General features: G+C 61.3%; 10 protein-coding genes. 6 read left to right on the top strand and 4 right to left on the bottom strand.

What is annotated here, in order from left to right; translation table 11 throughout:
- Positions 1-479 precede the first annotated feature (479 nt).
- Complete coding sequence (gene dph2 / locus ACR3FF_RS08485) at positions 480-1,517, top strand: diphthamide biosynthesis enzyme Dph2 (RefSeq protein WP_458187561.1); 1,038 nt, start codon at positions 480-482, stop codon at positions 1,515-1,517.
- A gap of 37 nt (positions 1,518-1,554) precedes the next feature.
- Here dph2 and ACR3FF_RS08490 read toward each other — a convergent pair whose 3' ends face one another.
- Together ACR3FF_RS08490 and ACR3FF_RS08495 are read right to left on the bottom strand one after the other, a co-directional pair.
- Positions 1,555-2,469, bottom strand: coding sequence for an esterase/lipase family protein (locus ACR3FF_RS08490; RefSeq protein WP_458187562.1), 915 nt, complete (start codon positions 2,467-2,469; stop codon positions 1,555-1,557).
- A 48-nt stretch (positions 2,470-2,517) separates the two neighbouring features.
- Positions 2,518-3,462 (bottom strand): hypothetical protein, encoded by a 945-nt coding sequence (locus tag ACR3FF_RS08495; protein WP_458187563.1) that lies wholly within the window; start codon positions 3,460-3,462, stop codon positions 2,518-2,520.
- Between the two features lie 123 nt (positions 3,463-3,585).
- On the opposite strand from ACR3FF_RS08495, the gene ACR3FF_RS08500 reads away from it, so the two are divergent.
- Both ACR3FF_RS08500 and ACR3FF_RS08505 read left to right on the top strand, forming a co-directional pair.
- Positions 3,586-3,984 carry a DUF7961 family protein gene (locus tag ACR3FF_RS08500; protein ID WP_458187564.1) on the top strand — a complete coding sequence of 133 codons (399 nt, stop codon included), beginning with the start codon at positions 3,586-3,588 and terminating at the stop codon, positions 3,982-3,984.
- 32 nt (positions 3,985-4,016) lie between these two features.
- Positions 4,017-4,643 carry an METTL5 family protein gene (locus tag ACR3FF_RS08505; protein WP_458187565.1) on the top strand — a complete coding sequence of 209 codons (627 nt, stop codon included), beginning with the start codon at positions 4,017-4,019 and terminating at the stop codon, positions 4,641-4,643.
- Here the strand turns inward: ACR3FF_RS08505 and ACR3FF_RS08510 are convergent.
- Complete coding sequence (locus ACR3FF_RS08510; RefSeq protein ID WP_458187566.1) at positions 4,640-6,280, bottom strand: rhomboid family intramembrane serine protease; 1,641 nt, start codon at positions 6,278-6,280, stop codon at positions 4,640-4,642. The two genes, ACR3FF_RS08505 and ACR3FF_RS08510, sit on opposite strands and share 4 nt — an antisense overlap.
- A gap of 119 nt (positions 6,281-6,399) precedes the next feature.
- On the opposite strand from ACR3FF_RS08510, the gene ACR3FF_RS08515 reads away from it, so the two are divergent.
- Positions 6,400-7,206, top strand: coding sequence for an extracellular solute-binding protein (locus ACR3FF_RS08515; protein ID WP_458187567.1), 807 nt, complete (start codon positions 6,400-6,402; stop codon positions 7,204-7,206).
- 24 nt (positions 7,207-7,230) lie between these two features.
- The gene (locus ACR3FF_RS08520) at positions 7,231-7,605 is read left to right on the top strand and encodes an FAS1-like dehydratase domain-containing protein (RefSeq protein ID WP_458187568.1); all 375 of its coding nucleotides are present in this window, start codon (positions 7,231-7,233) and stop codon (positions 7,603-7,605) included.
- Positions 7,606-7,620: 15 nt separating this feature from the next.
- Here the strand turns inward: ACR3FF_RS08520 and ACR3FF_RS08525 are convergent, their stop codons facing one another.
- A complete protein-coding gene (locus ACR3FF_RS08525) occupies positions 7,621-8,085 on the bottom strand; it encodes a DUF7992 family protein (RefSeq protein ID WP_458187569.1) in 465 nt (154 codons plus the stop codon).
- A gap of 161 nt (positions 8,086-8,246) precedes the next feature.
- Between ACR3FF_RS08525 and ACR3FF_RS08530 the strand changes: the two genes are divergently transcribed.
- On the top strand, positions 8,247-9,341 hold a 1,095-nt coding region (locus tag ACR3FF_RS08530), incomplete at its 3' end, for a DUF4397 domain-containing protein (RefSeq protein ID WP_458187570.1).

Here is a 9,341-nt window from a genome sequence, read left to right on the forward strand (position 1 = left end):
AGTCCGAGCAGGTGTTTGATGATCTCCAGCGAGACCAACTCGTTGACCGGTTTGTTCGGGCGGCTATACCCACCGTGGTATAGCCGCCCGAACGTTCTCTCATCAATCTGGGTGAAAACGTGTTCGTAAAAATGGGTAGACCAATGATTCCGTAATTTCTTCTTTGGTCCGGCAGGAAGGTCTTTGACGGGAGAAAAGAGTGCTTCCTGTCGATGCTCGTAATTTTCTCTAAACATATTTTTATCCAGTATAGAAACTAATAGGGTTGAAGCAATGTATAGCTATTGTAAATAATTTTAATAAGTTACTCAATGCTCACTTGTGGCCTATGAGTCGTCAAATCGTGCCCCTTTTTACTGCGCCCTCATCCTCTACATTCAGCACGCTGTCCTTGTCAATCACTGAGTACCTAAACAAACGCTCGCCATCGAAATCCCGGAACGCCGAGGTTAAAAGTTCTCGGCGGTAATGGGAGTACAATGAGCCAAGAGAGCGAGTACAGCGAGGGGGACTTGCGGAAGACGGGAATGTCCCTCAAACACGACCGGGAGTGGGATTACGAACTCGACCGTATCATCGACGCGGTCGAAGAACGCGACGCTGAGAAGGTGGGCTTGCAGTTTCCCGAAGGACTCAAGCGCCGCGGCCCGAAGGTGGCTGACGACCTGCGCGAACTGCTCCCGGACGACGTGACGATACTCCTCTCGGGCCAACCCTGCTACGGAGCCTGTGACCTCGATACCTTCCTCATGAAACGAACCGACGTGTTCGTCCACTTCGGCCACTCGCCAATGAAGAACACGGACAAGGTCATCTACGTCCCCTTGTTCTCGAATGTGGACGTGTTCCCCATCATGGAAGAGGCCGTGGAGGAACTCGACGTGGGGGACGTCGGACTCGTCACGACCGCCCAGCACATGAACCGCTTCGAGGAGATGCGCGAGTGGTTAGAAGACCGCGGCTTCGACGTCCACACCCGGAGAGGTGACGACCGACTCACCCACGAAGGGCAGGTGCTCGGCTGTAACTACGCCTCCGCGGACATCGATGCCGACCAGGTGCTCTACGTCGGCGGCGGGAAGTTCCACCCCCTCGGCCTGGCGATGGAGCACCCAGACAAGAACGTCGTCATCGCCGACCCCGTGAACAACGTCGTGACGGTCGCCGACACGGAGAAGTTCATGAAACAGCGATACGGCGCGGTCCACCGGGCGATGGACGCCGAGAAGTGGGGCGTCATCTTCTGTACGAAAATCGGCCAGGGTCGCTGGGAGGTGGCCCAGGACATCCTGGACGACAACGACGACGCCTACCTCATCACGATGGACGAGGTGACGCCAGACCGCCTGCGGAACTTCAATATGGACGCGTTCGTCAACACTGGCTGTCCGCGCATCACGACCGACGACGGCCCGCAGTTCCACAAACCGATGCTCACGCCCGGCGAGTACGAGATTGCAGTCGGGAACGAACCGCTCGACGCGCTCGAATTCGACACTTTCCACGGCACGTGGTAGGAACGGAGCCGTCACCGTCTTCTCTTCTACGCGATGGTCACGAGAACTGCGCGACGACGTCCGCCATACAGCCATCGCCGGGTTCGTGGTAGGAGAAGTGGTCGGGGACGTAATCCACGTTGTGGTCGGTGTAGTTCGCCGGTGGCGTTCCCTCACAGCCTTCCTCGCCGACCGCGGAATCGAACTCGCCGGTCGAGTAGGCCCAGTTCAACACGTCGTCGCCGTCTTTCCAGAAGTTGTCGACCGACCCGACAACGTTCGCGAGGGCGTCGCCGTACTCGCCACCGACTGCGACCGCGTCGTCGTCCGCCGCTGCCCCGAGCAGACTGACCGATTCGACGTAGTCGCGGTAGCCCCACGAGTCGAGTGCCTCGACGGTCGACGGGACGACCCTGCCACCGAGCGAGTGTCCGACGAGTCTGACACGTGCCCCGGTTCTGGCGCGGTAGTCGGTGATGAAGTTGGCGAGTTTCGCACCGTTGCGCTCGGCGATGTCCGTCGCGGGCCACCAGTCGTCGACGCTCGTATCGGAGTCGTAGCTAAAGCCGATGACGGGGTGGTCGTACCCCTCGTTTCGAAGCGACGTTTTGACCGTCTGGAAGTGGTCTGGCGCCTCATCTTTCTCGACCAGCCAGCCGTGAACCGAGACGACCACTTCCTCGGGATTCGCGCTTCCGTACCCCGGAACGTCGCCGACCGTGCTGTAATCCGTGGCGGTGTGACCGTCGGTCAACTGGTCGCCGTACCACCAGTGGATGTCGAAGTGGCCCCGCGTCGTCGCTCGCGGAAAGTCCGACGGGCCAGAGATGCTCCCGTCGTCGCCCTCGAACCCGGCGGCGGTCCCGGCGACGACGCCCACTCCAGCGATGGCAGTCGCCGTACCGCGAAGGAGAGTTCGCCTGGATACTCGATGACCACATTCGTCGCAGCTACCGTTGTCACCATGTGACATGGTTTCAATGAGCAAATAGACGAATGTAATCCTATCGGAGAATCGCACTCAGCCGTCGTCGGTTTCGACCCGGTACGTCGTTCCCTGGTACTCGAACACCTGCCACTCGTCGCCGAGGTAAGAGTCCCGACCGTCGAGTCGAACGCTGTCGACCCCTTCTTCGAACGACGCGAGCAGATTCCGGAGTGGCGTCATCCGAACGACCTGTTCCGGAATCGTCCGAATCGCGTCCTGTTCCGAGTCCTCGATTCGCGTGGCGACGTAGGTCGTGTTCGAGTGTTCAGAGCGCACATGTTTCTCGCCACCGTCCTGCCCGACCACTTCCAGGTCGTCCGTGGGAGTGAGTTCGAGTGGATCGCCGTCGAGGTCGAATCTGGCCGCGACGCCGATGCCATCATCGTGGCTTTGGAACCACCCCGAGATTCCGAAGGCGTAGGTACCCCCGCCGAGTCCGGCAAGGGCGACGTTTTCGGTTCCCTCCGCCCGCGACAGTGCTCGTCCGAGGTCGGAGTTATCGACGGTCAGATTCCACGTGTGTGAACCCCCGGAACCGAGCATCATGGCCGGTTCGGGCCACATTCGCGGTGCGACGTGGAACCACTCGCCGTCCACCTGTTTCCACACGTTCCAGTGGTAGTAGTTCGTCGTGAACGTCGCGCCCGTCTCGTTCGACAGGGTGAACGAGAGCGTCGCTTTCTGGAGCGTGGCTCGTTCTTTCGACGGCTCTACGAGCAGGGTCGTCTCCTGGTCAGCGTTCTCGTAACAGACGACCCCCTGCACGCGGTCGTCGAACGGCGGGCAGTGGTTCTGACTCGGAACCTGGAGGTCCGGTTCGGTCCGATTCGAAGTCGTGGTCGGTGTCGGCTCCTGGGTCGACGTCTTTGGCGGTGTGGTCGTCGTAGACGACGAACCCGCCCCTCCCGGGGTCGAGTCGGTGAGACAACCGGCCAGGAGGGCGGAACCGACGGACGCGAGAACTGTTCGGCGATGCATACGTTCGACTTTTCCGTGAACTGGCAAATGTTTTCAGTTGGGTGAAATAGTCGCTGTACCCATAGTATTACTACTAAGAATACACAAACCTTTTTGTATGCTTAGCAGATATGGTGTTGTACAATGAGTGCGACTCGCTCCACCACCATCGAAACCGCAATCGAATGCTGCCGACCGACGGATAAGACACCGGTGACGCTCGATGCGTCCGTTCTGCCGAGCGCGCGCGAGGATCTCCACGAACTCCAGCGGGAACTCGACGCGAACGACCTGGTTCCCGCAGGCGTCACCGTGGACGCCCGTTTCGACGCCGACTGCTCGTTCGCGACGCAGGACGAAGCCGACCGAATCCGCGAGTACGTCCGCACTGCGGCGTTCCTCGGCGCAGGAACCGTCACCGTCTCGTTCGACACCGTCGCGGACGAATCGAAAGTCCGTCCGTCCCTCGCTGCCCTGCAAGAGCGCGCCCGTCGTGAAGGCGTTACGCTCGAACTGGACGGCCCGCTGACGCTCGAATCCTGATTCTTACGTCTCCCCGCCTCGTCTGCTCGACTATGGGGAAACGTGCGCTGGAACGTCGTCTCTCGAAAGTCACCGATTTCGCCGACCCGAAGGTCGAACTGGAGCAGTATCCGACCCCTGCGTCCCTCGCTGCCCATCTCGTTCATCTCGCGGACGTTCACGACGACATCAGGGGCAAGACCGTCGTCGATTTCGGCACCGGGACCGGGATGCTCGCGCTCGGGGCCGCGACGCGTGACCCCGAGCGCGTCGTCGGACTCGACTGTGACTCCGTTGCCGTTCGCCAGGCCCGTGAGAACGAACGGCGAGTCGCCCCGGCGGTTCCCGTCGAGTGGCTCCTCGGCGATGCGACATGCGCGCCGTTCTGTCCACCCACGACAGACAGCGTGACCGTCCTGATGAACCCGCCGTTCGGGGCACAGTACGGCAGTCGACACGCGGACCGGGCGTTTCTCGAAACGACCGCCGACATCGCGGACGTCTCCTACTCGATTCACAACGAGGGGAGCGTGGACTTCGTGGAGGCGTTCGCAGACGACGCTGGTGGTACCGTGACCCACGCGTTCCGAGCGGAGTTGCCACTCTCACGGCAGTTCGAGTTCCAGCGAAGCGAGCGAAAAACGGTGGACGCGGAAGTGTTCAGAGTCGAGTGGCGTTAGTTCCCGTATGTCTCTTTTCTCGCCACGACGACACGGGTTTCGTCGACGACGCCGACGAGTTTCCCGTTTTCACGAACGAACTCGATGCCGCCGAGTTCGACACTCTCGTTGCGGTCCGGAAGCGGTGCGGTGGCGACCGTGGAGTTGTTCTCTTCCGTGAGTCGGATGGCGAACTGACGATTCCGTGGGACGATAGAGACGTTTTTCCCCGCGAGCACGGGGCCAGCGGTCACCGGGTCGGACGCGAAGGCGTGTCGCCACGACCCGGACGCCGGATGTAACCAGACGTGATACGCGGCCCCACCACCGTTCGCACTCCACCCGATACGCTTTACCTGCACGGCTTCGGACCAGCCGAGCCCGCCGACTCTGACCGTCACCTGGCCGCGGTGGGCGAGTCGACCTTTCGACACCTCGCGCGACCAGATTTCTCGGTCTTCGTTGACGACGACGACGCCGCTCGTGTTCACTCGCGTCGTCTCGCCGCCGAGTGAAACGTCGATGACGGACACCTTCTGATTCGGCACGTCCTCGGCGTACATTACGGTGTACCCCCGAGTCGACACACCGGAATCGACGCCTGCCGTCCCGTCTCCATCGATAGTCGTGAGATTGACCGGGATGGCGACGCCGGCCATGACGACCAGGGGAATCACGAACAGGACGGTGCCCGCTCGCCGCGCCTTGGGGCCGAACGACTCCCCGTCGGTCGTGCGAACCGCGAACGTGACGAGTATCGCCAGCGCGAGGACGAAGACGACGCCGAGACCACGGAAGAGGACGTACTTGTCCAGTCCGCGATACCACCAGAGCGCCCACAGTGACAGCGACATGAGGAGGACGAAGCTCCCCGCCCACATCCGAAGGGCACTCACCCGAACTCGCCGTTTCCGGAGGAGATACAGTCCTGCAACCCCGCCGAGGAATAAGCCCAGCGTGTGTCCCTGTATGGCGATGCCGAACCACCACGGGGTAGAGTAGGTCGAGGACGCTTGTCCCGTTATCTGTGGCTCACGGAACGCGACGTACAGCGTTCGAATCACGCCCTGCGCGGAGAGCGCGACGATGGTCCCGAGTGGGTAGCGAACCAGTGCGAACCCGACGAACGCAAAGAGCACGCCGGAGAACCCGATAACCGGACCCCATGCGAAGATGCTCGTTCCGAGGCCACAGACGACGACGGCCAGGGGGAACAACACGAACGCCCGGAACCACGGGTTGGTTCGCCACGACGCGAACGACGAGTCACCGCGCTCCGTCGGAAAGTGACTGAAATAGTACTCCGCCAGTGGCGCGATGGCGAGCGTGCTCGTCATGTTGCCGATAAGGTGACCCGGCCCCGCGTGCGAAAACGACCCGAGGGCCATCCCCACCGGGTAGAGATACGACCACGACGCGAACGCGATAGTGACGGGGTTCTGCCAGTGGTTCCAGCCGTCCTGTACGAACAGGTAGACGGAGAAGACGCCGACGGTAGAGACGAGTGTCCCCCACGGAACACCGAAGAGAAACCGGGTTCGAAGTGCGGTCCCCCACCGACCTCGCGGTCGGTCTAATCCCCAGACGACGAGAAGCGACACCACCAGACCGAGGAGAATACCGACCTGAACCGGCCACCCGTCTAACGGCGACACCATACCCGGTGTGTGTAACCACGATGTTATAAATGAATCCGTCCTCTCTCGGGGCCGGAGCGGTGGTGTAACCACAAATGGTTACGAAACTATTTTCACGTATCTACTTGTGGTTTCGAAGGATGAATCGTCGGCGATTCCTTCGGTACGCTGGCGGGTCGCTCGCCGTCGGTGGCGTCGCGGCAACCGTCTCGTTCGCGGGAAACGACGGAACCTCGGTCCTCGTCGCGGGCAGTCTCCAGCGTCTCGCGTCGGACGTGGGTGACGCGTCGGTCGAAGCCCACGGGAGCGTCGCCGCTCGCCGACTCGTCGTCTCGGGTGCGCGCGACCCGGATGCTGTCGCATTCGCAGACCCGACGCTCGTCGCCGGACTCGCCCCGCAGGCGACCCTGTTCGCTACGAACGCGCTCGTCTTGGTCTACGACCCCGAATCACCCCACGCCCGGGCGTTGCAACGCGACTGGCGAGGCGCGCTTCGCCGGGACCGAATCGTCGTCGGCCGAACCGACCCGGACCGGGACCCACTGGGATACCGAACCGTCATGGCGCTCGAACTGGCCGGAGAGCGGGACCTGCTCGATACCATGCGCATCGTCCCCGAGACGGGACTGCTCCGAAGTCTGGAAGGTGGCGCGTTCGACGCCGCGTTCGCCTATCGAAACATGGCGGTCGAACACGACCTGCCGTTCGTCGACCTACCGGACGAACTCGACTTCTCTAACCCCGCGCTCGCCGACCGTTACGGCTCTGTGAGCGTCGAACTCCCGGAACGAACCGTTCGAGGTGCGCCCATCCGGTACGCCGCGACTGCGATGACCGACGACGGAGGATCCTGGGTCGAATCGCTGGTCTCCGGACGCAAACGACTTCGGCACGCGGGATTCTCGGTTCCCCGCGAGTATCCGAAACGGGTCCGGATAAAGGGTTAATTCGGTGGCTGTGAAATTCGGTGTATGGACGATGTTCCCACAGTCGGCGAGACGAGAAGCTACTCCCGTGCGTTCACGAACGAGGAAGTGACGAAGTTCGCGGAACTCTCCGGCGACCGAGGAACCCACCACGCCGAAGGTGATTCCCGGATGGTCCACGGCCTGTTGACGGCGACGCTACCGACCAAAATCGGCGGTGACATGGATTATATCGCCCGCAAGATGACGTTCGAATTTCACGAACCGGTGTACGTCGGCGAGGAGATCACCTGCGAGGCGACGGTCGAGAACGTGGTTTCCCGTGAGGAGCGTCACGAACTGGCGGTGTCGTTCGTCTGCCGAAACGAGGACGGGTCAGTCGTCCTCAACGGTGACACTGAGGGCGTCGTCTTCCGATAGCGATTCGCTGACCGGTCACTCGTCGAAATCCGGCAGGTCGTCCGGCGCCTCGAACTCCGCTTCCCAGTCCACGTAGTTCTGTTCGAGCACGTCACAGACCACCTGTCCGAGTTCGGTGAGCGCGGCGTTGATGGACGAGACGGCGTTCCACGAATCGACGTTCGGGTGTATATCGCGCTCTTTCCAGTCTTCGGGGAGCCCGGGTGCGTGATAGCCGACTCTGTCAGCAAAATCGTCCCAGAAGAAATCGAACTCGTCGAATAATTTGAGGTCAAGTGCGGTCTCGAACTCGCGTTCGTCCAGGTCCGTGTGTTCTGCCCACTGGTTGAACGACTCTTCCCACGCGCCCTCGTGGAGAAACGTCTCCAGTTCGTCGCGTCGGTAGTTCGTCTCGCCCTGGACCGACACGTCCTCGTACTCCTGTAAATCCGCCTCCGGGCGCAAGTTCGGTGCGTCCGGTGCTTCCACGTCGAGTCCCATGAACCCGGATACGGCGAGTGTTCGGAAAAGGGTTCTTCTCTCCGCGCGTCTGTCGCGTTATCCAGTGATTTCGCCGGACAGGTTGGGAGGAGAGATTCCCGGAAACGAACGTTACCGGCGGCTACGGCGGTCGTTACAGGTCTGGACGGTCTAACTGTTTTATGACGACGCTAGCCGGACTGTACGCCGGGATGAGGGGAACAACACCGACACGGACACTGACAGTTGGACTAGTATCACTGCTTCTCGTCGCCTCCGTTAGCTTCGGAGCGATGGCCGGCGGAATCGGTGCGATGACGGGGGGCAATAACAGTCAAGATGACGGCGATGCACAGGTGCGCGTCGCCCACATGTCACCCGATGCACCGGCGGTAGACGTGCTCATCGATGGAGAGACGGCGGTTTCAGATCTTTCGTATGGGAACGTGACCGACTACACGAACCTCTCTGCAGGTGAGTATAACGTCACCATCACCGCCGCAGACGACCCGGATACGGTCGTCTTCTCCGGGGACGTGACGTTCGATGCGGACACGAACTACACCGTTACCGCGACGGGTGAGATATCGGAGGACGCAGAGACGTCCTTCGAACCGGTCGTCTTCGAAGACAACTTCACCGAACCCGGTGAGGGGAACGCTTCGGTGCGCCTGGTTCACGTTTCGCCCGACGCACCGGCAGTCGACGTGACGGTCGAAGGAACCGACACGACGCTGTTCGACAACGTCTCGTTCCAAAACGCGACCGAGTACGTCGAAGTCCCGGCAGGTGACTACACGCTCGAAGTCAGGCCTGCCACGGAGGAAGACGACGGCGAGGTCGTGGCGACGTTCGACGTGACGCTCAACGAGAGCACCGCCTACTCGGCGTTCGCGGCGGGTTACGTCAACCCCGAAGCCGCGCCGGAGGACGCCCCTGACAGGCCGTTCGAACTCATCCTCGTCGAAGACTTCGTCTTCGAAGAGATGCGAGAGACGACGACAGTAGAGGAAAGGGTGAAAGAGACCACCACTGTGAAGGAGACCACGCCAAAAGAGACGCCGAAGGAGACGACGGTTCGGGAGAAAACCACGGTGAAGGAGACGCCGAAAGAGACGACTGTTCGAGAGAAGGAGACGCCGAAGGAGACCACCGTCCGAAAGAAAACCACGCCTAAGAAGACGACTGCGGTGAAGGAGACCACGCCGAAAGAGACCACCGTTCGGGAGACGAAGGTGAAAAAGACCACGCCGAAAGAGACCACCGTTCGGGAGAAG

Source organism: Haladaptatus ordinarius (genome assembly GCF_054177595.1).

Excerpts from the sequence above, each read along its gene's own strand:
- ACR3FF_RS08510 (WP_458187566.1), bottom strand. The coding sequence starts at position 6,280 with ATGGTGTCGCCGTTAGACGGGTGGCCGGTTCAGGTCGGTATTCTCCTC.
- ACR3FF_RS08515 (WP_458187567.1), top strand. The coding sequence starts at position 6,400 with ATGAATCGTCGGCGATTCCTTCGGTACGCTGGCGGGTCGCTCGCCGTC.
- ACR3FF_RS08525 (WP_458187569.1), bottom strand. The coding sequence starts at position 8,085 with ATGGGACTCGACGTGGAAGCACCGGACGCACCGAACTTGCGCCCGGAG.
- ACR3FF_RS08520 (WP_458187568.1), top strand. The coding sequence starts at position 7,231 with ATGGACGATGTTCCCACAGTCGGCGAGACGAGAAGCTACTCCCGTGCG.
- dph2 (WP_458187561.1), top strand. The coding sequence starts at position 480 with ATGAGCCAAGAGAGCGAGTACAGCGAGGGGGACTTGCGGAAGACGGGA.
- ACR3FF_RS08495 (WP_458187563.1), bottom strand. The coding sequence starts at position 3,462 with ATGCATCGCCGAACAGTTCTCGCGTCCGTCGGTTCCGCCCTCCTGGCC.
- ACR3FF_RS08490 (WP_458187562.1), bottom strand. The coding sequence starts at position 2,469 with ATGTCACATGGTGACAACGGTAGCTGCGACGAATGTGGTCATCGAGTA.
- ACR3FF_RS08505 (WP_458187565.1), top strand. The coding sequence starts at position 4,017 with ATGGGGAAACGTGCGCTGGAACGTCGTCTCTCGAAAGTCACCGATTTC.
- ACR3FF_RS08500 (WP_458187564.1), top strand. The coding sequence starts at position 3,586 with ATGAGTGCGACTCGCTCCACCACCATCGAAACCGCAATCGAATGCTGC.